Genomic DNA, 22,929 nt, shown 5'->3' with positions numbered 1-22,929 from the left:
TTGCTGCTGCCACTTTTAGATTTTATTGATAAGGCAAAGGTTGGTATTTGTAAGGTTTTAATGGGGAGGTATAGGCTCTAAATTAGTACGTATAGCGAGCGATAAAATTTGTCAGAAAAGTCAATTTGGCATTGAAGTTTTAAGTTTTAGCGGTCAAATGTATAGATATATGATCTTTTGGGTCTAAGTCGGATTTTCCCAATTTAGCCAAATGCATGTCAGAATGATCAATGCAAAATTCATTTAAATGTGATGAACTGCTAACTCAAAACTGCTGTGCTGTCGTTTTGATCCTGCCAAATATGGTTGTTGCTGAATAATTAGACTTATATTAAAGAAGCAAAACCTATCAATTATATCTCGCAACAATATTTTTATGAATCATCAGTTCAAAATATGGGTATTTATTAAATAAATATTGGGTGGTAATTTAAAAATGTTGCATTAGAATCCAAAAATTCAACAAAACTTATCCTGAGGGGAAAGCATCGTTATCCACGATGTTGACTTAAGAAAAACTAGCTTGAGGGACGCTCATGCAGATCGGAATTCCAACCGAAACTGTTGTCGGTGAAAATCGTGTCGCTGCGACGCCAGAAACAGTAAAGAAGTTGATTAGCGCGGGTCATAGCGTAGTCATTGAACGTGGTGCGGGTGTTAAAGCCGCTTATATCGACAGTGCTTATGAACAAGTGGGTGCAAGCCTGACAGATGATGCTTATCGTGGCAGTCAAATGATTTTGAAAGTTCGTGCCCCGAAGGGTGATGAAATTCAGAAATTGGCACCGAATAGTACTGTCGTGGCGATGTTTGATCCTTACCGCAATACTGAATTAGATCAGTTTGCTGCGGCTCAGGTGTCTGCATTTGCGTTAGAGCTTTTGCCACGTACTTTGTCACGTGCACAAAATATGGATGTGTTGTCATCACAAGCCAACTTGGCAGGCTATAAGTCAGTGCTGTTGGCTGCAGCAGAATACCAACGCATGTTCCCAATGTTAATGACGGCTGCGGGTACTGTAAAACCTGCACGTGTTGTGATCATGGGTGTGGGCGTTGCAGGTCTGCAAGCCATTGCAACGGCAAAACGTCTAGGTGCGGTAGTAGAAGCAACTGACTTGCGTCCAACTGCGAAAGATCAGGTAGAGTCTTTAGGCGGTAAATGGCTAGACGTGCCAATGTCTGAAGAAGAACAGCAAAAAGCTGCAGATGCTGCCAAAAATGGCTACGGCTGGATGCCAGGTGAACAATACATTAAAGATCAAGCTGTTATTGTAGATAAAGCTGTTTCTAATGCTGATATTGTGATTACCACGGCATTATTGCCTGGTCGTGATGCACCACGTTTAATCAAAGCTGAAACTGTTGCGAAGATGAAACCGGGTTCAGTCATTTTAGATATGGCAGTAGAAACAGGCGGTAACGTCGAAGGTTCACAATGTGGTGAAACTGTTGTGACTGCCAATGGTGTGAAAATTTTGGGTATCCCAAACATTCCATCTACAGTGTCGACTGAAGCCTCTGCACTTTATGCACGTAATGTATTGAATTTTGTTGAAACATTATTTGATAACGACAAGAACTTTGCACTGAATCCTGAAGAAGAAATTCAGAAAGCATTGCTGGTGACCCATAACGGTCAAGTACTGTTAAAGCGTGGTTAAGGAGAACTCTCATGGTTGAAACAATTACGATTTTTGTCCTTGCCATTTTCGTAGGTTACTACGTGGTTTGGGGCGTAACGCCTGCATTGCATACGCCTCTTATGGCGGTAACCAATGCGCTGTCTTCGATCATTATCGTGGGTGCGATGATTCAAACTGTTGGCTTACCAATGGTGGGTGTAGAGGGTAGTGTAGATTTTCAAACTATTAACGTGGTGAGTGTGCTGGGTGCTATTGCTGTGTTCTTGGCAAGTATCAATATTTTTGGTGGTTTCGCAGTAACGGCACGTATGCTGGAAATGTTCAAACCAAAAGCAAAGAAAAAAGAGGGCTAATGCATGGAATTTATTCGTGAATATGCAGACTGGTTCTATTTAATCGGGGCTGTACTTTTTATCTTAACGCTTCGTGGTTTGTCTGGTCCAAAAACAGCAATTGCAGGTAACCGCTACGGCATGATCGCCATGGCAATTGCCGTATTGACCACATTCTTTGTGGCAGATAATCCAGTGGTTTGGATGATCGTAGGTGCTATGGTTTTAGGTGCAATTGTTGGTATTGCTCGCGCACGTACTGTTCCTATGACTCAAATGCCTGAAACAGTTGCACTGATGCACTCTTTGGTGGGTTTAGCAGCAGTTTTAATTGCCATTGCTGCAATTATTCATAACAACAAGTTGGTGGAATTAGGTCCAGACCTGTTGGCTGCAAATGGTATTAATTTCCATGAAATGAGCAAAGTTCATTTATTTGAATTGTTTGTGGGGTGTTTCGTGGGTGCAATTACCTTTACTGCATCTGTATTTGCGTACGGCAAACTGGCTGCAAAGAAATGGGCAAAAACCATTTCAGGTGCATGGGTTAAACCTGTTCAAGCATTGATTTTCATTGCTATGTTAGGCTTTGGTATCCACTTCTTCTTGACTGGAAACATGACATCATTCTGGGCAATGACTGGTCTTGCACTTGCATTTGGTTGGGTATGGATTGCACCTGTAGGTGGTGGTGATATGCCAGTGGTGGTATCACTTCTCAACTCATTCTCAGGTTGGGCTGCAGCAGGGATTGGTTTCACACTTGAAAACAACATGCTGATTGTTGCGGGTTCACTTGTAGGTTCATCGGGTGCGATTCTGTCGTACATTATGTGTAAAGCGATGAATCGTTCAATCATCAACGTATTGTTTGGTGGTGCGATGGGTGGTGCAGCAGCACCGACTGCTGGCGCTGGTGAGCAAGTACAACGTAACTACCGCTCAGGTTCTGCAGATGATGCTGGCTTCTTGATGTCAAATGCTGACAGCGTAGTGATTGTACCAGGTTATGGTATGGCGCAAGGTCGTGCACAAAATGCAGTTAAAGAATTGGCTAACTTGCTGAAAGAACAAGGTGTAACTGTTCGCTTTGCGATTCACCCTGTGGCAGGTCGTATGCCAGGTCACATGAACGTATTACTTGCAGAAGCAGACGTACCATACGAAGACATCTTAGAAATGGATGAGATCAACTCAGATTTCCCAGCAACAGATGTAGTACTTGTTATTGGTGCGAATGACGTTGTGAACCCAGCAGCAAAAGACGATCCGAACTCGCCAATTTACGGTATGCCAATTCTTGAAGCGCATAAAGCACGTACCATTATGGTGATCAAGCGCTCAATGGCAACGGGTTATGCAGGTTTGGACAACGACTTGTTCTATAACGACAAGACCATGATGATCTTTGGTGATGCTAAGAAAGTTGTGGAAGATATGACGAAGTCAATCAACGGTACAGGTCACTAAGTGAACTGACTGATAAGAACCGCCTTCGGGCGGTTTTTTTGTTCGTTGTATAAGAGATCGTAAAAGAAAGCTAAAGATCATGCTTCGGAAAATTATCAGCGCACGGAGACCATCGTCAGTGGGTTAAGGTGGGACTTGTGTGGTGCAAATACGTAAGTTGGTTTGCATATGATTTTTTAAACACTGCACATAAAAAAGCGACTTATTTAAAGTCGCTTTTGCATATTTTCTTGGGTCTGTTTTGAAGCTTTAAAGATTAGGCAACCGATTCAGGTGTGGTACGCCATAAGCTTTCAAGGTCATAGAATTTACGTGCAGTTGGTAACATAAGATGTACCACAACAATGCCAAGATCAACCAAGATCCATTCAGCATCGCGTTCGCCTTCAATGCCGATTGGGCGGAAACCCGCTTTACGTGCTTCTTCAGCAACATTATCGGCAAGGGATTTAACATGACGCGTTGATGTGCCGCTGGCAATGACAATCGCATCTGCAACATTGCTGATGCTGCTGACATCAAGCTCAACAATTTCTTTGGCTTTTACATCGAGTAGTGCTTCATGTACAACTTGAAGGCAAGTTTGTACGTCATGCTTTGCGGTGTTCATTGCAAGATCGTGAGAATTAGAAGCGCCGGGCGATGGTTCTAAATTCATGGGGTGTATAATTTCCTAAAATTATTCATCGTCTAATATAGCCGTTTTGGCCTAAAAATTCAAATCGCACCGATTTTAACCATTTTGTTGTGCCGGAAAAAACTTGTCTTTCCACGCAAATGATTGATTTGATGTTAAACGTGGGCGATATTCGGCAGCGACATAACCTGCGTAATTACTTTGCGCTAACCATGCAAATAATGCGGTATAGTCCAAATGGCCTGTGTCAGGTTCATGGCGTCCTGGGTAGTCAGCAAATTGAATATGACCAATATCTTGCAAGTTTTCCTGTAGTGCGCTGAGCACATCTTCACCCATCATGGCCATGTGATAACAATCGAATTGCATTTTGAGTGCAGGGTGTTTGACAGCTTCTAACATTTCCTGAGCTTGGGCAATGTTCTGTACCAGAAAACGTGGCATATCTGTGCCATTGATCATTTCAAATACAGGTTGAATCTGGTGCTCAGTGAGCATGGAGCAAGCCAGTTTTAGATTTTCTGCCAGTGTGTTTAAGCAAGGTAACAAGTCTGCATCGGCAGGTTGTTTGCCTGCCAAAATATTCACACTTGGAACATTTAGGGCTTTGGCATAGGTAATGGCTTGTTCTAAGCCACGATGAAATTCAAGTTCTTTACCGGGTACCCCCGCTAAGCCATCACCCCCTTGCATGAGGTCACCCGCAGGCACATTAATCAGACACAGGCTAAGCGCATGCAGCTGAAGTTGAGTTTGAATTTGTTCGATACTGAGCTCGTAGGGAAACTGAATTTCAACGTGCTGAAAACCATGTTGGCGAGCAAGGGCAAAGCGTTCAATTAATGGGACTTCGGTAAATATCATTGACAGATTAACCGCAAGTTTAGACATGCATAAGCTCCTTGCTCAGGAATGGTAATGAAAAAATTTAAGCTTCAACTTGGTAAATAATGCTGGCTAAATCTGCTTCGGCAAAACCTTTAGCCTGATGGGCTTGAAGCTGAGATAGAGCTTTTTGGGCAACAGGAATCTGCAGCTGAAACGCTGCGGCAAGTTGCACTGCATTATTTAAATCTTTAGACAGGGTTTGTACTTTCCATTGCACAGGTTCAAAACTGTGGGTGGCCATACGTGGGGTTAAAATCTGAAACGGTTTTGAATCGGCAAAACCACCTGCCAAAGCTGGGGCAAGTAGCTGTGTATCTACACCTGCTTGAGCAGCAAGGGCAACGGCTTCTGCAATTAAGGTACTATTTGCGGCAACAATCAATTGATTGCAAATTTTGGTGGCTTGTCCTGTTGCGGTTTCGCCCATGCGGGTCACACGTTGTGACAGCACCGCATAAATTGGGCTTAATTTTTCAATAGTGTTGGCATCGCCACCTGCAAAAATTACTAGCGTACCTTGTTCTGCTCCCGCGGTGCCACCAGATACAGGTGAGTCAATCCAAGTCACGTGTTTTTGCTTGGCTTGTTGTGCAAGGGCTTTGGTTTGTGCAACCGATAAGCTGGAAAAATCAACAATGACTTGTTGGGCAGTTAAGTACGGTTCAATTTGATCAAATACGCTTTGAACTGCATGATCATCGGCTAAACAGGTCAAAATGACAGGGTATTGCCCGATCTCTTGCAGCTGAAGCAGTTGAGCACCTGCACTGATTAACGGTTCGCATGCAGCAGGGCTGCGGTTCCATACTACAACCTTATAACCTGCCTGAATTAAGCGGGTCGCCATGCGCGTGCCCATGAGTCCCATACCTAAAAAAGCGATTTGTGTATCATGGTCAAAGTGCATAGCGAGTTCTCCTTTTTGCCTACATTACAAGCCCTTGGCAAAATGTCAATCTCGCCTTTGGTCAAAGTAGGCAGCAGATTTTGCGATTAAAATTGACGTGGGGCAAAGCGTACTTCTGGATTTTTATCCTTTTTACGCGCCAATTGGCTATTTTTACCCAATAATAATTTTAATTGCCAAATTTTTTCTAAGCGTAAAGATTTTGCAGGTGTGTGTTCCATGGCATCCAATACTTGTTTGGCTGCTGCCAAAGCATCGGGAGAGCGCTGTGCAATTTCTTCGGCAAGCACTTGTGCTTGTTGTAATGGGCTATCGGCAAGATGTGTCACTAAACCAATTTCTTTGGCATAGTTGGCATCAAAAATACGTGCGGTGAGGGTTAATTCTTTGGCAAGGTCTAAACCAATTAAACCTTTTAAAGAGCGGCTGAGTCCCATGTCTGGCACTAAGCCCCAGCGACTTTCCATGATCGACATTTGTGTGTCAGGATGCGCAATACGAATGTCTGCAGCCAACGCCAGTTGCATGCCTGCGCCAAAACAGTAACCTTGCATTGCTGCAATGACAGGTACAGGTAACTCCTGCCAAACCAAAAATGCTTTTTGGAATAGACTTTGCCCTGGTTTAATCAGTTCCCAAGCTGCGAAAGCACGGTTTTGTGGATTGTTGAGGTCGGCTAAATCAATGCCAGCGCTAAAAACTTGTGCTTCGCCTGTTAAAATTACACAACGTAAGCTACGGTCTTTTTTCAGTTTTTCTGCGGTACGTACCAATTCCTTGAGCAGGGCAAAGCTCATCGCATTGCGCTTGTCTGGACGGTTTAAGGAAACGATTGCAATGCCATTATTTTTTTCAATACGAAGTAAGGTCATGTTGTGAACTCTTGTTTTGACTGGGCAAAGCATAGCATGCACAGCCCCAAGATAAATGACAGCAGAGTCACGGCCAAAACGGTGGACTCTGCCTGAAATGGTTCCTAAAAATCGTGTGATGCTTTTTGTGAAACGTGCATTTAAAACGCTATTTTTGTTTTGACGAAATGCCATTCATCCTAGGTTATACACTACGAACTGGTTGCTGTATGTTGAGCAAAAATGTGTTCTGCAGCATGTTCCACCTGTTGGATACAGGCTTTTAGCTCCTGATAACGATTCAGCACTTCCTGCACAAAAAGTTCGTCAGCTTTACGACGTTCCTTGCGCAGGGTCGATACAAACTGTTCAAATGAGCCCGTGACATCCTGTAGGTTTGGTGTGCCAACATAACGGGTTGCACCATAGAGACGATGCAGTACGTGCTCGAGTTGTGGAAAATCTTCCAGTTCAATCAGTTGCTCCATTTCATTTAATTCGGTGGCAAAACTGTCGACCAGCATTTTCAGTAAATCTACTGCAAGGTCTTCTTTGTTGGCCGCGAGCATCAGACTTTGTTGCCAGTTCAGCACGTCTGGATCAAGTGCTTCAATTACAATGGCTTTATCTACCGCAGGCGGTTTATTAAAACTTTGTGTGGTCCAATGAGTGAGAATCTGAATGATCTGCTCAATCTGAATCGGTTTGGTGACATAGTCATCCATGCCCACTTTCAGTAGTTTTTGTTTTTCATCGGCAAGGGCGTGTGCAGTCAGGGCAATAATTGGCAGACGTTTGTGATTTTCCAGTGTTGATTCTAAAGAACGGATTGCCCGGGTGGTGTCTACCCCTGACATAACAGGCATTTGAATGTCCATGAAAATCAAATCGAAAGGCTGTAATCCTTGCTCAATACGTTGTTGCAGAATACCTAAAGCTTCCTGACCACTTTGTGCCTTGGTGGTGGTGACGTTGAGTTCGCCCAATAAAGCTTCTAGAACAATCAGGTTTGGCAAGTGATCATCCACTGCCAAAATGTGCAAGCCTTTACCATCAAATGAAGTTGCATCAGGTTCGACAAAGTTATGTTCATTGTTAAGTAATTGAATCAGCGCAGAGCGGCTGAGCGGTTGATACAAGGCGCGTGCGCGGTACTCATTCAACACACTTGGGTCAATAGACATTTGATAGCCATAAACAGCCAAATTCCCCTGATAACGTGTGCGAATTTCTTTCAAGAGCGCTTCGGTGTCACTGCTGTGATCCACAATTAACCATGTATTGTCTTGCGTATCTGCTACATCTTTTAAGCGGCTGAATAAATCTAAAATAGAGGCCGTTTCAATGTGTTGCACTGCATAATTTTCTAGATAATGGCGCAAAACATTGGCAGTAGCAGGGTGTGCCAAATATGACACCACTTGCACATCTTTAAAGCTCGGGTGCTGTTGCTCATGTGCTTCATCTACCGCAAACATGGCGGTAAACCAGAAGGTTGAGCCTTTTTCTGTTGGGGCACGTTCTTGATTGTCTTCAAAGCCAATTTGACCTTGCATTAAATGCACCAATTGCTTGGAGATCGCAAGGCCTAAGCCTGTACCACCAAACTGGCGCGTGACTGAAGTATCGCCCTGAGAGAAAGATTCGAACAGCTTTTTGCGGTCTGTGCCGCTTAAACCAATGCCACTATCCTGTACGCTAAAGTGAATCAGGCATTGTCCAATATCGTCATGTTCCACGCGCGCACGTACAATAATTTCACCATCGGGTGTGAATTTAATCGCATTGGAAATCAGGTTGGTTAAAATTTGTTTAAAGCGTAAAGCATCACCCAACACATGCTGTGGTACGTTGTCGGCAAAGTAAAAAACCATGTTGATGTGCTTTTGCGCGGCCAACGGCGAGAGCATATCCATCACATCAAAAATAGCTTCTTCTAAATCAAAAGGCGCAGTATCCAGTTCCAGTTTACCGGCATCAATTTTGGAAAAATCCAAAACATCATTAATTAAAGCCAAAAGGTGCGCAGACGATTTACGAATGGTTTGTAAATACAAATTCTGCTCATTACTCAGGTTTTCCTGACGCAATAACAGGTGAATAAAGCCATCTATACTGTTCAGCGGGGTTCTGAGTTCGTGACTGATATTAGCCAAAAATACCGATTTGGATTGGTTGGCAGAAATCGCTTGGTCACGTGCTTGACGGTAGGTGATGTTCTGCACTTCTAAGGTGTCGAGGGTACGACGCAAGTCATCTTCAGTTTGTTCGGTATGTTCTTTGAGTTCCAAAAAGCTGAAATGCAGGCGTTTGACTACATTGGCAATATCACGCTGTAATAAACGCAGTTCACCCGTACTGTTAATCACCATGTGTTGATCAAGCGTATCGGCATTCAGACGTTGCAACTGCATGCGAATTTCATACATCGGTGCAATCCAGCGACGTGAATAGAAATTCAGACACAGCAATAACAGTAATAAGGTCAGTAAACCTGTGGCAATCAAGACAATCATGACCCGATAGCGGGCAATTTGTAGCGGTTGATTGTCTAGCTCAATCAATAACCATGCAGGTTGGTTGATGTCTTGCTGCACTTGCATGCCATAAACATGATTATTGTTATATAGAATTGGGCCAAAAAACTCGGCATTTTTTGGAAATTTTGGCCAGCCCGCTTGGTCTTGAAAGCCCATGCTTAAGCGTCGTGTACCTGTGGCATCAATCAGTGCAGTACGAATCAAATGCTTTTCGTTCATCATATTTTGCATATAAGAACGTGCTTCTTCGTACTTCCATGGAAAGCTAGATAATTGATGTAGGGCTGCTTCAGACGGTAATTCAAATCGGGTCAAAATCGCAATTGCCATTTGCCGCTGTTGTGCTTTGGCTGCATTAGAGGTTTCAGATAGAACCAACATGGTTCCAACACATGCCAAAATCATAATTGGCACAAAAATGAGCGCAATCAGCTGTCCATAAGCATGATTTAAGTGCAAGCGCTTAAATAACTTTTTGTTGATATTTGACATGGTTCATGCAGTTTAATCCTTATGCAAGGCAGTTTAGCATGCTTTATTTCGGCTGACTGTGTTTTCATCTGCTTCTGTGCTAGAGATGTCGATTTTCATGGATGCGTAGGTCATTTATAGAAGTTAAGTCGTGTGGATTTAAACGGTATTTGATGTGGTTGAAGCGATAAAAAATGAGTCAAAGCAATGAGGGGCCGCAACGATGCAAAGGAATGCATAAATTCTCGGCAGACTCTTGTAGATTTGATAAAAAGCCAGTGAAAAACGTGCAGGAAGGTGCATTTTTTCATACAATAAGCCCACCTTGATATTGGTACAGAGCATGCGTGATACCCAACCAGATTTCCAAAGTGATGAGTTTTTACTAGACCATTATGTGGGCAAAACCCCATTGGTGCGTTTGCAGCGTTTGGCTCAACATACGCAGGCAACGGTTTTGGCAAAACTGGAAGGGAATAACCCTGCGGGTTCGGTCAAAGACCGTCCTGCCTATAACATGATTATGCAGGCAGAAAAACGCGGTGAAATTCGACCAGGTGATACTTTAATTGAAGCAACCAGTGGTAACACAGGCATTGCTTTGGCAATGGTAGCAGCCATGCGTGGTTATAAAATGCAGCTGATCATGCCTGATAATATGAGTCAGGAGCGTAAAGATGCTATGCGGGCTTATGGGGCTGAACTGATTGAAGTGACCAAAGCACAAGGCATGGAAGGTGCACGTGATTTGGCTTTGCAAATGCAACGTGAAGGCAAAGGCTTGGTGCTGAATCAATTTGGTAATCCTGACAATGTGCAGGCACACTATCTGACCACGGGCCCTGAAATTTGGCAGCAAACGGGTGGAAAAATCACTCACTTTGTCAGTTCTATGGGTACCACAGGTACCATTATGGGCGTGTCTAAATATTTAAAAGAACAAAACCCAGATATTCAAATTATTGGTTTACAGCCTTCCGACGGTTCAAGCATTGCAGGTATCCGTCGCTGGCCTGAAGTCTATTTACCGACTATTTTTGACCGTAGCCGTGTCGATCGTATTATTGATATTCCGCAAATTGAAGCTGAAAAAACCATGCGCAAACTGGCGCAAAAAGAAGGCATCAGTGCGGGAACATCTTCAGGTGGTGCGGTTTGGGCGGCATTAAAAATTGCTGAAGAAAATCCAGATGCAGTCATCGTGTGTATTATTTGTGACCGTGGTGACCGTTATTTATCGACAGGGTTATTCTCTGTTCAAGACCCTGAATAGCCGAAAAGCATTCATTTCTTTGTAGCTGACTGAGTAAAATCGTATGCGTTTACCTGTGCTGATTTTCGATATTGAAACCGTTACCGATTTGAAATCAGGCGCGCATTTATATCAGCTGAATTTACCTGAGGCTGAACTTGAACACGCGTTGATGAAACTGCGTCGGCAAGAAGCGGGCACCGATTTTCAGCGTCTGCCTTTGCATGAAATAGTCTGCATTTCAGGCTTGTGGATTGATGAACACGGCATGAAACTGTTTTCATTTAGCCGCGAACAAGACAGTGAAGCAGCAATGCTGAAAAAGTTCTTGTCTATTTTTGATAAGCGTCATCCGACTTTGGTGAGCTGGAATGGTTCGCAGTTCGATCTGCCTGTAATTTTATTCCGTGCCATGTATCATGGGCTGTCTGCGCCGAGTTTGTTTGATCAGGGCGAGATTGATCAGCAAAAACGTTATAACAATTATCAAAACCGTTACCATCAACGTCATGTCGATTTAATGGATGTGATGGCCATGTTCAATGGTCGCCATTTTCAGAAACTGGATGATATGGCCTATTTGTTGGGCTTCCCGGGTAAGCGGGTAGATGCGGGTTATCGTGTCCCTGAATTTATGCAAACAGGTGAATGGCTCAGACTGACACGCTACTGTGAAGGCGATGTACTGAATACTTGGCTAATTTACCTGCGCTGGCTGTTGCTGAAAGGGCAGTTATTGCCAGAAGATCATACTTTATGGGTACAGCACACCATTCAATATTTGCATACTCAACCGCAACATGAAGATTTTTTGAAAGTATGGCAGCAGAGTTCACAGCAAACTGAATTTACCCGTGCAGACTTTCCTGAGCAGGCTTCATCTACTACAGGGCTGAATCAGGCTAGCGAAAGTTCAGCATGGTCTGCTCCTTCACCTTCTTCTGACGCCTAGGTACACATGAAACATCGCAGCAAACAACGAACGACTCAGCAGGCTGTGCATTGCTTTCAGGTCGAGTCTTTATCGCATGAAGGGCGTGGTATTGCACATTATGGTCATCAGGCAGAGCATCCTGCTGAAAAGCACGGTAAAACGGTGTTTATTGAAGGGGCTTTGCCCGGTGAAACTGTACGCGCCAAAATTACTCAAAGTAACAAGCGTTTAGAACAAGCCGAATGTTTGGAAGTGCTCGGTGAGCCGTCAGCTTTGCGGGTAACATCACCATGTCCGCATTATCAACAATGTGGTGGTTGCAGCATGCAGCATATTCAGGTGGATGAGCAGATTCGTTTAAAGCAACAAGTGTTGCAGTCACACTTGCAGCACTTTGCGCAGGTGCAGCCTGAAGAGTGGCTTGCGCCATTACGTTCAAAACGTGAAGATTATCGTCGTAAAGCACGTGTTGGTGTGCGTTATTTGCCCAATCAAGACAAATTGGTGGTCGGTTTTCGTGAGCGCAACAGCAACAAACTGACCAGCATTGATCGTTGTTTGGTGCTTGATGAGGCTTTTGGTTCTTTGACTCGCCTTAAGCAGCTACTCCAAAGTCTAACAGGCAAAGCCCATATTGGTCATATAGAATTGGCCATGGGAGATCAAGAGATTGCTTTGGTGGTACGGCATACAGAAAAATTATCTGCAGCCGATGTCAACCAATTACAACAATTTGCGTTACAGAAACATTGGCAATTGTATTTGCAACCTGAAGGCCCAGACAGTTTACATCGGGTTGATGATCCATACGCGCCTATGCGTTTGCATTATCGTTTAGATGATTTTGATGTGGATTTTGGCTTTCATCCGCAAGACTTTACTCAGGTCAATTCAACCATTAACCCACAGATGGTGAAGCTGGCATGCGATTTGCTTGAGTTAAAATCAGGTGATCGGGTGCTTGATCTGTTTTGTGGATTGGGCAACTTTTCTTTACCACTGGCGCGCTGCGTTGGTGCGACAGGATCAGTGGTTGCAGTTGAGGGTTCTGAGCAGATGGTGCAGCGTGGTGCAGAAAATGCACAGCGCAATGATTTAGATCATGTTAGGTTTTATTCACAAGATTTAACAAAAGATTTTTCGCATCATTCTTGGGCAAATCAAGGATTTGAGGCATTATTAATTGACCCTCCGCGCTCAGGTGCAGAGGAGGTGATGCATTATGTGCCCAAATTTGGTGCAGATAGAATCGTTTATGTGTCGTGTAATCCAGCCACACTCGCAAGGGATGCAGGTGTATTGGTCAAGCAGGGCTATCAATTGAAAAAAGCAGGTGTGATGGATATGTTTACCCATACGGGTCACGTTGAATCCATTGCCTTGTTTCAGAAAGAAAAGCAAATAAACGATTTATAATATGAAGTACATAGAGGTAGGAGAAGGGTATGGTCACAGTACGTGAACAACTTCCTGGACGTTTAAATGAACTGTCTGAGGAAACGACTGTAGAACATGCCGAACAAGCACGACAAGATTTGGCAGAATGGCTAGATCGAGTACGTGATATTTATGATGGGGCGGCACTTGAACAATTAGAACACGTAGCCAATTACACCCTGAAAAAAGAGTTGGAAACTACAGTCAGTCATCGTTCTAATACCTTATATACTGGTATTGAGATGGCAGATATTTTGGCGCACTTGCATGTCGATGAAGACACCTTGTCGGCAGCTATGCTGTACCGTGGTGTGCGTGAAAATGTGATTCATTTAGATGAAGTACGTGAAGAATTTGGTGAAGTGGTATATGGCTTGATCAAAGGCACTTTATCTATGGGTAAACTGTCTGAGCTGATCGAAAAAAACAAACGTCTAGAAGATCACTTTAATAACAATCAGCGTGAACATTTAACTGGCATTTATAAAATGCTGATTTCCATGACGGAAGATGTACGTGTTGTGCTGATTAAACTGGCAGAACGTACCTATTCTTTACGTGAGTTAGCCACAGCTTCAAAAGAACGTCAGGAACGTGTTGCACGTGAAATTCTAACCATCTATTCGCCATTGGCACACCGTTTAGGTATTGCTCAACTGAAATGGGAACTTGAAGATTTAGCTTTCCGTTATTTAGCACCAGACCGTTATAAAGAAATTGCCACACTGCTCAATGAAAAGCGTTTAGAGCGTGAAAATTATATCCAAAGTGTGATTTCACAATTGCGCACAGAATTGGGCAACAACGGTATTCATGCTGAAATTAGTGGTCGGGTGAAACACATTTATTCGATTTATCGAAAAATGAAAAGTAAGAACCTGAGCTTTGATCAGTTATATGACATTCGTGCTGTACGGGTCTTGGTCAAAACTATTCCTGAGTGCTATCACTCATTGGGTATTGTGCATCAATTGTGGCGACATATTCCGCATCAGTTTGATGACTACATTACCAATCCGAAAGCCAATGGTTATCGCTCTTTACATACCGCAGTGATTGCAGAAAACAAATCACTGGAAGTGCAAATTCGTACCATGGATATGCACGAAGAAGCCGAGTTGGGGGTGTGTTCACACTTCAACTATAAAGAAGGCTCTAAGGCGACGGACCATTCGTTTAATCATCGTCTACATTCTTTACGTTCAGTGTTGGAACATTATCAGGAACGTAATGATGCCAGCGCACATAAAGATGATGATTCTGAAAACTTTGAGCAACTCCAAGAGTTTGAAGATTTTGAAAAAATTTATGTGTTCAGCCGTGATGGTGACATTAAAGAGTTACCACGTGGCTCGACCGTACTGGATTTTGCTTACCATGTGCATACCGAAGTGGGTAACAAATGTTATGCCGCACGGGTGAACCAGCGTTATGTGCCGCTGACCTATACCCTAAAAACAGGTGAGCAGGTCGAAATTCTGACCAAAAAAGACCGTGAGCCAAACCGTGATTGGTTGGTACACTCTTTGGGTTATATCAAAACAGCACGTGCACGAGATAAGTTACGCCACTGGTTTAGACAGCAAGACCGCAGTAAAAATCTGGAAGTTGGGCGTGAAGTACTGAATAAAGAATTATCACGTTTGGCAATTCACCCGAAAAGTATTGATTTGAATGATTACTGTAATCATTTCAATGTCAAAACAGGTGAAGACATTTTGATTGGTTTGGTGAATGGCGATATTGGTCTGCATGCCTTAATCAATCAGGTTAACCGCCATATGCACTTGGATCAGGATGAGCCTGAGCTAGTGCTGAAACCAACGTTGAATCCACGCGCCAGCCACACACTTTCTGCACATGGTATTTTGATTGATGGTTTGGATAACGTCGAGTTGCACATTGCACAATGTTGTCAGCCTGTACATGGCGAGGCCATTGCGGGATATATCACCCTGAACCGTGGCGTGAGTATTCATAAAGTGGCGTGTTCAGACTATATTCGCATGATTGGTAACGAGCCTGAGCGTGCAGTTGAAGCTGACTGGGAAATGCAGCCGACCCGTGGTCAGAGTGTGCAGATTGTGGTGGAAGCTTATGACCGCCGTGGCTTGCTCAAAGATTTAACTCAAGTGATTTTTGCCGATCAAATTAACATTCGTCAGGTCAATACCATTTCTGAAAATGATGGAATTGCCAATATGAAATTGTTGATTGAGGTGAAAGGTCTGGCACAGCTTTCTCGTTTGTTGGCACGTTTGGAGCAGCAACCGGGTATTATCAGTGCACGCCGTTTGGTGCAGGGTAGTTAATCTGAATCACTTCTAAAAAACCAGCATTGTGCTGGTTTTTTTCTATACGGCTTGGGTTGGTAATTTCAATTTGCTGTAGGTTAAAGCCAAAGGAATAGGAAGATTAAGGATGAGTCAAACAGCTAAAAAAATTCATGTAGATGTGAGCCCTATTCATAAAATTTTTGTTCCTACTACAACAGATTCACGAACAGAACAGATTCAACAGCAAAAGCAGGCGATTTACCGCTATCGGAATCAATTACTCTCAAAGTATTTAGCACAGGATATTCAAAATAGCGATATTCAGCGCAATGTACATGGCAAACCTTTTTTAAGTGAATTTCCAGAGTGGCATTTTAACCACAGCCACAGTCGTCAACATTATGCATTGGCCACTAGCAAACAAGTTCAAGATTTAGGTATTGATGTAGAGGATTTAGACCGTCATGTACGTTTCGATGCTTTGGCGCAGCATGCCTTTCATCCAAATGAATTAAGCTACTGGGCAGAATTAGAGCATGCACCTGAATATTGGTTTCGGGTTTGGACCACCAAAGAAGCTGTGCTGAAAGCTTCAGGTTTGGGTATTCGTTTAAGTCTAAATGAACTAGATACAGGGATGCACCCTGAAGCACAGGGGGGAATGTGTCATCATCCTCAAATTGGGCATTTTGCTTATCAAAACTTTAATTTGGCCAGCTGTATGTTGACTGTAGCATGGCGATCTGCACCTTCATGTGCAGGATTTCAGTTTCCTCAAATTCAAATTATTCAGCATTAACTTTTTGTTGGCACATTAAAAAAGCCTATCCGAAGATAGGCTTTTGAGTGATCTAACTGAATTCACAATTAAGGAATTTCTTGCTCTTCACCTTCAAATTCAGGCTTCACTTGTACAATAAAGTCCTGACGGTTCAGACCACGCCAAAGGGCAAAAGCGGTACCAATATAAATGGACGAATAAGTACCTACAAATACACCTACAAACATGGCAATCGAGAACCATTTCAGGCCATCACCACCCATGACCATCATTGCTACAACAACTAAGAGTAGGGTCATAGAGGTATGAATGGTACGACGTAAGGTTTCAGTTAACGCAATGTTAATTACTTCCAGTGGAGTTGCACCACGAATTTTACGGAAGTTTTCACGAATACGGTCAGATACCACGATGTTATCGTTCAGTGAGAAACCGATAATGGCCAAAAGTGCTGCCAAGACAGTCAGGTCAAATGGCCATTGCATCATGGCAAAAATACCCAGTGTCACTACAATATCGTGGAATAAAGACAGCACTGCACCCATCGCCAGTTTAAATTCAAAGCGAATGGTCACGTAAACCAACATTAATAACAAAGCCAATGCTACAGCACCTGCTGAACGGACGTATAGCTCGTTACCGACTTGACCACCCACCACATCAACTTTAGGTACGGCAGCTGCGTTATTTGGCAACTGTACCGCAGCGGTAATCGCTTTGGTTAGGTCCTCGGCTTCTACATCTTCCTGTACAGGCATACGCACCATTAGGTCGCGGTCAGAGCCAAGGGTTTGCACCACAGGGTCATTGAAGCCAGCTTTGATTAAAGCACTTGATACATCAGTCGCTTTAACAGGGTTGCTATAGTTTAGTTCTGCCGCAATACCGCCAGTGAAGTCCAAACCTAAATTTAAACCTTTGGTGGCAATAAAGAAGATACTGGCAACCGTAAGTAGAATAGAAAGCAATGCCGCAGGCAAAGCAATCTTCATAAACGGAATCACGCGCTCATCTTCAGGGCGACCGTATTTTTTTGAAGGTAGTTGAGTATTCTCAGTCATCAGTGATCTCCTTAAATGCTCAACTTTTTCAAGTTACGTTTCTTGCCATAAATGATTTGTACAATTGCACGGGTTACTGTAATTGCAGTAAACATTGAGCAGACAATACCAATCATTAGGGTTACGGCAAAGCCTTTAATTGGGCCTGTACCAATTGCGAACAGAATGAAGGCCACCAAGAACGTGGTCAAGTTCGAGTCGAAAATGGTGTTATAAGCTCGGTCATAACCTGCCACAATGGCTTGTTTAGGCGAGGCTCCCCACTTAATTTCTTCCCGTATTCGCTCACAAATCAGAACGTTGGCATCTACCGCCATACCAATGGTGATAACGATACCAGCAATACCTGGCAAAGTGAGTGAAGCACCAATCCAAGACATGACAGTTAAAATCATGGCAAGGTTGAAGACCAGTGCAAAGTTGGCAATCAAACCGAATAAACGGAAGAACACCACCATCCAGATTGCGACTAAAATGAAGCCGATCTGCGTGGACAATACACCTTTATCGATGTTTTCTTGACCTAAGCTTGGACCAATGACACGTTCTTCAACAAAGTACATTGGCGCAGCCAAGGCACCTGCACGGAGCATCAAGGCCAATTCTGCAGCTTCTTGCGGAGAATCCAGACCAGTAATACGGAACTGTGAACCTAAAACCGCTTGAATGGTTGCCGCATTAATAATCACAGATTCGGTATACGGGGTACGTACTTCAGTTTGTGTGCCTGTTTCATCTGCCACATAGCTAATGCGCTGTTTGTTCTCAATGAACAACACCGCCATACGTTTGCCAACCGCATTACGGGTAGCATCCGACATGAGTTTACCGCCAGCAGCATCTAGGGTGATGTTTACTTCAGCACCGCCTGTGTCTTGGCTAAAGCCACTTGAGGCATTCTGAACACGCTCACCTGTTAAAATACGGCTGCGATTTAGAAGTAACTGACGACCGCTGTCTAAGGATTCAAAAGCAAAGGCTTCGGTGCCCGGTGGCACTGTACCTGTGGTTTGGCCTGTATATGGGTCAATGTATTGATCATTCAGATCGGACACCAAACGGAATTCGAGGTTTGCAGTACGACCTAAAACACGCTTCGCTTCAGCCGTATCTTGAACACCTGGCAATTCCACCACAATACGGTTGCTGCCTTGAGTTTGCACCAAGGCTTCAGCTACACCTAGTTCGTTAATACGGTTACGCAGTGTGGTCAAGTTTTGATTGACTGCATAAGACTGAATTTCTTGTTTGCGTACATCGGTATACGTCAGGCGTAAACTCGAACCTTCTGCTGTCGCTACCGCTTGTTGAGTGTACTCATTGCCGTTACGGCGCAAGAAATCCATTACCGCATCACGGTCTGCATTGTTGGCAAACTGCAAGCTAATGGTGTTGTTGTTCAGTGACAGACTATTGAACTTCAGCTTGTTGTCACGTAACTGACGACGTAAATCTGTAGCTGAGGTTTCCATACGCTGGCTGATGGCCTTGTCCATATCCACTTCTAACAGGAAGTGAACACCGCCACGTAAGTCCAGACCTAACTTCATTGGTTTTGCACCAATTTTTTGTAGCCATTCTGGGGTGGTGGGTGCAAGGTTAAGTGCCACAACGTAGTCATCGCCCAAACCACGGCGCAAAGCTTCTTTGGCTTTGAGCTGTGCTTCTGAGGTGTCTAAACGCAACAATGCAGCATTGTTGGTAAAGCTGTTGTCATGACTGGCAATATTTTCTGATTGTAAAATTTGCTCTGCTTTTTGTACGATGCTTTGATCAATTTGGGTACCAGCTTTGGCACCTGAAATTTGAACAGCAGGTTCATCTGGATACAAGCTAGGCAGGGCATATAATGTACTCACCACAAGAACTACGAGGATGAGTAGATATTTCCATGCTGGGTAACGCATTTATTTTCTTCTTAAAATGAAAAAGTCGTGCGTGAGCACGACCCTTTTTTGATTAAAGATTGTTTAATGTGCCTTCAGGAAGAACTGAAATGACACTCGCGCGTTGAACTTTAACTTCTACACCACGGCTTAATTCAACTACTGCAAAATCACCTTCAATTTTCGTGATTTTACCCATCAAACCGCCTGCAAACACCACTTCACTACCAACGCCCAAGCTTTCAATCAGTGCACGGTGTTCTTTGGCACGTTTTGATTGTGGACGCCAAATCAAGAAGTAAAAGATTGCAATAAAAACAGCAATCATTAAAAGGTTGGCTACAAGGCTTGGTTGTTGTGCAGCTTCACCTGCTGCGTGAGCAGTCGAAATAAAAAGGCTCATTTCATTTTCCTAAACTAAAAACTGGCGATCAGTGATCTGATAATAAATTGGGTTTGTTCTGCAATTTACCTTGTCTTTTTACTCAGCGCAAATACTGAAAAGACTAATCTTCAGGACAAGGTGGAACTTCTAGACCACGGCGGGTATAAAAGTCCTGTACAAAATCATCAAAAGTACCGTTATCCAAGGCATTACGGATGTCTTGGGTGAAACGTTGGTAATAACGTAAATTGTGGATGGTACCCAACATAGAGCCGAGCATTTCGCCACATTTTTCTAAATGGAACAAATAGGCACGGGTAAAGTTTTTACAGGTATAACAATCGCAATGTGGATCGAGCGGGCTTTGATCATGGCGATATTTGCTATTGCGAATACGTACCAAGCCATCGGTCACAAAGTAATGTCCATTACGTGCATTACGGGTTGGCATCACACAGTCGAACATATCTACACCACGACGAATGGCTTCAACAATATCTTCTGGTTTGCCCACGCCCATCAAATAACGTGGTTTATCTTCTGGCATTTTCGCTGGCAAATAATCCAGCACTTTGATCATTTCTTCTTTCGGTTCACCTACCGAAAGACCACCAATGGCATAACCATCAAAACCGATATCAAGCAAGCCATTTAGAGATTCATCACGTAAATCTTCATACATGCCGCCCTGAATAATACCGAACAGGGCATTGCTGTTGTTGAGTTCATCGTGGTGATGGGTTTTACAGCGTTTGGCCCAACGTAAAGACAATTGCAGTGATTTTTGTGCTTCTTCATGTGTTGCAGGGTAAGGCGTACATTCATCAAAAATCATGACGATGTCTGAATTCAAGGTTTTCTGAATTTCCATTGAAATTTCAGGGGATAAAAATACCTTTGAGCCATCAATGGGGGAACGGAAGGTTACGCCTTCTTCTTTAATTTTACGCATAGCGCCTAGGCTGAATACCTGAAAACCGCCTGAGTCAGTTAAAATAGGCTTATCCCATTTAATAAACTCGTGTAGACCGCCGTGTTCCTGAATCACTTCCAGTCCTGGACGTAAATATAAATGGAAGGTGTTACCTAAAATAATTTGCGCCTGAATTTCTTCAATATCACGTGGCAACATGCCTTTGACCGTACCATAGGTCCCTACAGGCATAAAAACAGGGGTTTCTACAACACCATGTGCAAGGGTTAAGCGGCCACGACGGGCACGTCCCGACTGACCTAATTTTTCAAACTTCATATAAGTTCCAAATCAAGGCGAAAAAACAGTTCGCTGATTGCTAGCGCTAAAAGTGCACTATTTTCCTAGATTCTGCAGGGAATTGCCAGTTGAGATACGTTTTCATTGTTAAAAATTACGTGCAAAAAAATTCAGTCACTTTATTGGAGACTACGTGGCGTAAAATTGCTGAATCCGTTGGGTAATTTCTTCTTTATGCAAGGCAAATTCCCCCTGTTCATGGCTGTCCATCGCTGCAACATGTTGAATCAGGCGTTGTACGTACAGATTGCTGTCAATAAAACTTGGCTCTAGCGTGAGCAAATAGGCTTCATGAGCAATGCTTAAATAATCATAAGGCTCAATTTCTAAAAGCTGTGCCAAATCGGTAAGTAAATCTTTATCGACCTGTTGCAGTTTGAGTTTGTTGTGCTGTGTATTGGTGGTTTGCACAGTATGCTGCACATGATGAGCAAGTAAAAATTCATCCAGTAATGCGCTGGGTGCATTTAGAAATTGTGCAGAATAAATTTCAAAATCATGCTGTTTTGGAATATGAATCAAAATACAATCTGACTCAAATCTAGGTCATAAGCATTGGAGAGTGCTTGTTTGGCTTGTTGGAAAATATCCAATAACAGTTCTAGATGGTTGTATTGTGGGGTGTCGGGGCTATTGAGTAGGGGGTTGCCATATATATACCGCTGTTTGAAATAATCTGCAAAAATATTTTTAAATTGATGCAACCCCTGAGCACTGTGCGTTTGGGTGCGATAACGCCATTTTTCCACGTTCCATTTGTCTGCTTCAGATAAGTACTCAGCAGAATCTTCCTGTTCACTAAACAGACTGCGTGTGCTTGAAACTGCCAGATAATCGATGCCTAGATATTCATTTAAAACTAATGCGCAGGCATAGAGTTGATCGGGTTCATACTGCTCATAGAGTTGAAAAAACTCTTGAATTAGGCTGTCTTTTAAATTTTGGAGATGATTTAGCATGGTGATATCGCGACTTTTTTTATTGTAGGAATGCTCATTTTTATTGAACAGTAGTTGTTTGTATTTTGTTCAGGTTTTGATTGTCTCAAAGCTGAAAAAAATGTCAAGAATGCTCAATAATTTGTAGTCAAAGTGCAGCTAAGTTGTTAAGTTGTCCTTAGAGCCAATTCATAGAGGTGGGTTATGAGTGCGTTTGAGTTGCTGTATTTAGCCAAACATAAGGGGCGTAATCAGGTGCAATACAGTGTGGAATCTTGTATTTAAAGCCCTGTGATCTAATTTTTGTACATCTTCATTGAGGGTAAAAGCAGCAGATTTAACCCTGCTGCTTTTTTATTTGAGCTGCTTTAAATACTGCTAAGCATAGATGTATTAAAAATTTGGACGATAATCGAAACTTTGAGCTGCACTATTGTCACGAAACGCACGAACAGGTTTTTTAGCAGTAGTGGCGGTATTAATGATGTTGTTTGGAAAGACCTGAATATAATTATTAAATAATTCTACATTGCGGTTATAAATGGTAATCGCAGCGCCCACATTTTCATTTTGCTCGTCAATTTCATGCATCATTTTTAAATACAGTTGATCGGCTTTGAGTTCAGGGTAATTTTCTACCACAACATTTAAGCTACGCATTAACTCTTTGCTTAAGGCTTCAACACGTTGTAACTGACCAACATCGGCATTATTGATATTTAAGTTCATGATGTTCTGGCGCAGTTCGGTCACTTTTTCTAAAGTTCCTTTTTCCATGCCTGCATATTGCTCAACCACAGGTGCAAGTTCTTCCAAAGTTTTTAATTTTTGACGCTCAAAACTGGTGACATCTGCCCATGCACGAATGGTGGCATTGAAATGACGCACGATATTGTTGCGAATCGTTATAACAATCAAGATGATAGCAATAACGACCAAAAGAAAAATTGCGATGCCCATAGTG

Annotated in this window: 20 protein-coding genes; 8 read left to right on the top strand and 12 right to left on the bottom strand. The window is 43.0% G+C overall.

Annotated features, from left to right (window positions below; all coding sequences use genetic code 11):
* Positions 1–536: 536 nt before the first annotated feature.
* The 3 genes from ACNS8M_RS11480 to ACNS8M_RS11470 are packed head-to-tail and all read left to right on the top strand — an operon-like array spanning position 537 to position 3,448.
* Positions 537–1,664: a Re/Si-specific NAD(P)(+) transhydrogenase subunit alpha gene (locus ACNS8M_RS11480; protein WP_168419151.1), complete on the top strand. Its 1,128-nt coding sequence runs from the start codon at positions 537–539 to the stop codon at positions 1,662–1,664.
* 11 nt (positions 1,665–1,675) lie between these two features.
* Positions 1,676–1,999: a proton-translocating transhydrogenase family protein gene (locus tag ACNS8M_RS11475; protein ID WP_168419150.1), complete on the top strand. Its 324-nt coding sequence runs from the start codon at positions 1,676–1,678 to the stop codon at positions 1,997–1,999.
* Between the two features lie 3 nt (positions 2,000–2,002).
* Complete coding sequence (locus ACNS8M_RS11470) at positions 2,003–3,448, top strand: NAD(P)(+) transhydrogenase (Re/Si-specific) subunit beta (protein ID WP_168419149.1); 1,446 nt, start codon at positions 2,003–2,005, stop codon at positions 3,446–3,448.
* Positions 3,449–3,704: 256 nt separating this feature from the next.
* Here the strand turns inward: ACNS8M_RS11470 and rsfS are convergent, their stop codons facing one another.
* The 5 genes from rsfS to ACNS8M_RS11445 form a co-directional block, all read right to left on the bottom strand.
* The gene (gene rsfS, locus ACNS8M_RS11465) at positions 3,705–4,106 is read right to left on the bottom strand and encodes a ribosome silencing factor (RefSeq protein ID WP_168419147.1); all 402 of its coding nucleotides are present in this window, start codon (positions 4,104–4,106) and stop codon (positions 3,705–3,707) included.
* 75 nt (positions 4,107–4,181) lie between these two features.
* On the bottom strand, positions 4,182–4,976 hold the full coding sequence (locus tag ACNS8M_RS11460) for a hydroxypyruvate isomerase family protein (RefSeq protein WP_168460014.1): 795 nt from the start codon (positions 4,974–4,976) through the stop codon (positions 4,182–4,184).
* Positions 4,977–5,013: 37 nt separating this feature from the next.
* Positions 5,014–5,880, bottom strand: coding sequence for an NAD(P)-dependent oxidoreductase (locus ACNS8M_RS11455; protein ID WP_419224815.1), 867 nt, complete (start codon positions 5,878–5,880; stop codon positions 5,014–5,016).
* Between the two features lie 86 nt (positions 5,881–5,966).
* A complete protein-coding gene (locus ACNS8M_RS11450; RefSeq protein ID WP_168525573.1) occupies positions 5,967–6,752 on the bottom strand; it encodes a crotonase/enoyl-CoA hydratase family protein in 786 nt (261 codons plus the stop codon).
* 191 nt (positions 6,753–6,943) lie between these two features.
* The gene (locus ACNS8M_RS11445; RefSeq protein WP_419224814.1) at positions 6,944–9,763 is read right to left on the bottom strand and encodes an ATP-binding protein; all 2,820 of its coding nucleotides are present in this window, start codon (positions 9,761–9,763) and stop codon (positions 6,944–6,946) included.
* A gap of 322 nt (positions 9,764–10,085) precedes the next feature.
* On the opposite strand from ACNS8M_RS11445, the gene cysM reads away from it, so the two are divergent.
* From cysM to ACNS8M_RS11420, 5 genes are all read left to right on the top strand, one after another.
* The gene (gene cysM / locus ACNS8M_RS11440) at positions 10,086–11,015 is read left to right on the top strand and encodes a cysteine synthase CysM (protein ID WP_168541478.1); all 930 of its coding nucleotides are present in this window, start codon (positions 10,086–10,088) and stop codon (positions 11,013–11,015) included.
* Positions 11,016–11,058: 43 nt separating this feature from the next.
* Positions 11,059–11,946 carry a 3'-5' exonuclease gene (locus ACNS8M_RS11435; RefSeq protein ID WP_228284143.1) on the top strand — a complete coding sequence of 296 codons (888 nt, stop codon included), beginning with the start codon at positions 11,059–11,061 and terminating at the stop codon, positions 11,944–11,946.
* A 6-nt stretch (positions 11,947–11,952) separates the two neighbouring features.
* On the top strand, positions 11,953–13,344 hold the full coding sequence (gene rlmD / locus ACNS8M_RS11430) for a 23S rRNA (uracil(1939)-C(5))-methyltransferase RlmD (RefSeq protein ID WP_168541476.1): 1,392 nt from the start codon (positions 11,953–11,955) through the stop codon (positions 13,342–13,344).
* 29 nt (positions 13,345–13,373) lie between these two features.
* On the top strand, positions 13,374–15,677 hold the full coding sequence (locus ACNS8M_RS11425; protein WP_168541470.1) for a RelA/SpoT family protein: 2,304 nt from the start codon (positions 13,374–13,376) through the stop codon (positions 15,675–15,677).
* A gap of 109 nt (positions 15,678–15,786) precedes the next feature.
* On the top strand, positions 15,787–16,440 hold the full coding sequence (locus ACNS8M_RS11420) for a 4'-phosphopantetheinyl transferase family protein (protein WP_168419133.1): 654 nt from the start codon (positions 15,787–15,789) through the stop codon (positions 16,438–16,440).
* 68 nt (positions 16,441–16,508) lie between these two features.
* Here the strand turns inward: ACNS8M_RS11420 and secF are convergent, their stop codons facing one another.
* From secF to ACNS8M_RS11385, 7 genes are all read right to left on the bottom strand, one after another.
* Entirely contained in the window at positions 16,509–17,486 is a 978-nt protein-coding gene (secF, locus tag ACNS8M_RS11415; protein WP_171525195.1) for a protein translocase subunit SecF, read from the bottom strand.
* A gap of 8 nt (positions 17,487–17,494) precedes the next feature.
* Positions 17,495–19,390, bottom strand: a complete 1,896-nt coding sequence (gene secD / locus ACNS8M_RS11410; RefSeq protein ID WP_168541468.1) for a protein translocase subunit SecD — start codon at positions 19,388–19,390, stop codon at positions 17,495–17,497.
* A 52-nt stretch (positions 19,391–19,442) separates the two neighbouring features.
* Complete coding sequence (gene yajC / locus ACNS8M_RS11405) at positions 19,443–19,772, bottom strand: preprotein translocase subunit YajC (protein ID WP_070152813.1); 330 nt, start codon at positions 19,770–19,772, stop codon at positions 19,443–19,445.
* 103 nt (positions 19,773–19,875) lie between these two features.
* The gene (gene tgt / locus ACNS8M_RS11400) at positions 19,876–21,006 is read right to left on the bottom strand and encodes a tRNA guanosine(34) transglycosylase Tgt (protein ID WP_168541466.1); all 1,131 of its coding nucleotides are present in this window, start codon (positions 21,004–21,006) and stop codon (positions 19,876–19,878) included.
* A gap of 150 nt (positions 21,007–21,156) precedes the next feature.
* Positions 21,157–21,549, bottom strand: a complete 393-nt coding sequence (locus ACNS8M_RS11395; protein WP_228284142.1) for a hypothetical protein — start codon at positions 21,547–21,549, stop codon at positions 21,157–21,159.
* Entirely contained in the window at positions 21,546–21,986 is a 441-nt protein-coding gene (locus ACNS8M_RS11390; RefSeq protein ID WP_228284141.1) for a DUF4303 domain-containing protein, read from the bottom strand. The genes ACNS8M_RS11395 and ACNS8M_RS11390 overlap by 4 nt, the downstream gene beginning before the upstream one ends.
* Positions 21,987–22,358: 372 nt before the next feature.
* A complete protein-coding gene (locus tag ACNS8M_RS11385; RefSeq protein ID WP_168419079.1) occupies positions 22,359–22,925 on the bottom strand; it encodes a LemA family protein in 567 nt (188 codons plus the stop codon).
* Between the last annotated feature and the right edge of the window lie 4 nt (positions 22,926–22,929).

The organism is Acinetobacter sp. A2 (assembly GCF_048537555.1).
Taxonomy (GTDB): domain Bacteria; phylum Pseudomonadota; class Gammaproteobacteria; order Pseudomonadales; family Moraxellaceae; genus Acinetobacter.
This window is presented reverse-complemented; position numbering and strand designations above follow the sequence as displayed.

Bases quoted from the DNA above. Each gene is read 5' to 3' on its own strand.
- ACNS8M_RS11480 (WP_168419151.1), top strand. From the start codon at position 537: ATGCAGATCGGAATTCCAACCGAAACTGTTGTCGGTGAAAATCGTGTC.
- ACNS8M_RS11475 (WP_168419150.1), top strand. From the start codon at position 1,676: ATGGTTGAAACAATTACGATTTTTGTCCTTGCCATTTTCGTAGGTTAC.
- ACNS8M_RS11470 (WP_168419149.1), top strand. From the start codon at position 2,003: ATGGAATTTATTCGTGAATATGCAGACTGGTTCTATTTAATCGGGGCT.
- rsfS (WP_168419147.1), bottom strand. From the start codon at position 4,106: ATGAATTTAGAACCATCGCCCGGCGCTTCTAATTCTCACGATCTTGCA.
- ACNS8M_RS11460 (WP_168460014.1), bottom strand. From the start codon at position 4,976: ATGTCTAAACTTGCGGTTAATCTGTCAATGATATTTACCGAAGTCCCA.
- ACNS8M_RS11455 (WP_419224815.1), bottom strand. From the start codon at position 5,880: ATGCACTTTGACCATGATACACAAATCGCTTTTTTAGGTATGGGACTC.
- ACNS8M_RS11450 (WP_168525573.1), bottom strand. From the start codon at position 6,752: ATGACCTTACTTCGTATTGAAAAAAATAATGGCATTGCAATCGTTTCC.
- ACNS8M_RS11445 (WP_419224814.1), bottom strand. From the start codon at position 9,763: ATGTCAAATATCAACAAAAAGTTATTTAAGCGCTTGCACTTAAATCAT.
- cysM (WP_168541478.1), top strand. From the start codon at position 10,086: ATGCGTGATACCCAACCAGATTTCCAAAGTGATGAGTTTTTACTAGAC.
- ACNS8M_RS11435 (WP_228284143.1), top strand. From the start codon at position 11,059: ATGCGTTTACCTGTGCTGATTTTCGATATTGAAACCGTTACCGATTTG.
- rlmD (WP_168541476.1), top strand. From the start codon at position 11,953: ATGAAACATCGCAGCAAACAACGAACGACTCAGCAGGCTGTGCATTGC.
- ACNS8M_RS11425 (WP_168541470.1), top strand. From the start codon at position 13,374: ATGGTCACAGTACGTGAACAACTTCCTGGACGTTTAAATGAACTGTCT.
- ACNS8M_RS11420 (WP_168419133.1), top strand. From the start codon at position 15,787: ATGAGTCAAACAGCTAAAAAAATTCATGTAGATGTGAGCCCTATTCAT.
- secD (WP_168541468.1), bottom strand. From the start codon at position 19,390: ATGCGTTACCCAGCATGGAAATATCTACTCATCCTCGTAGTTCTTGTG.
- yajC (WP_070152813.1), bottom strand. From the start codon at position 19,772: ATGAGCCTTTTTATTTCGACTGCTCACGCAGCAGGTGAAGCTGCACAA.
- tgt (WP_168541466.1), bottom strand. From the start codon at position 21,006: ATGAAGTTTGAAAAATTAGGTCAGTCGGGACGTGCCCGTCGTGGCCGC.
- ACNS8M_RS11390 (WP_228284141.1), bottom strand. From the start codon at position 21,986: ATGCTAAATCATCTCCAAAATTTAAAAGACAGCCTAATTCAAGAGTTT.
- ACNS8M_RS11385 (WP_168419079.1), bottom strand. From the start codon at position 22,925: ATGGGCATCGCAATTTTTCTTTTGGTCGTTATTGCTATCATCTTGATT.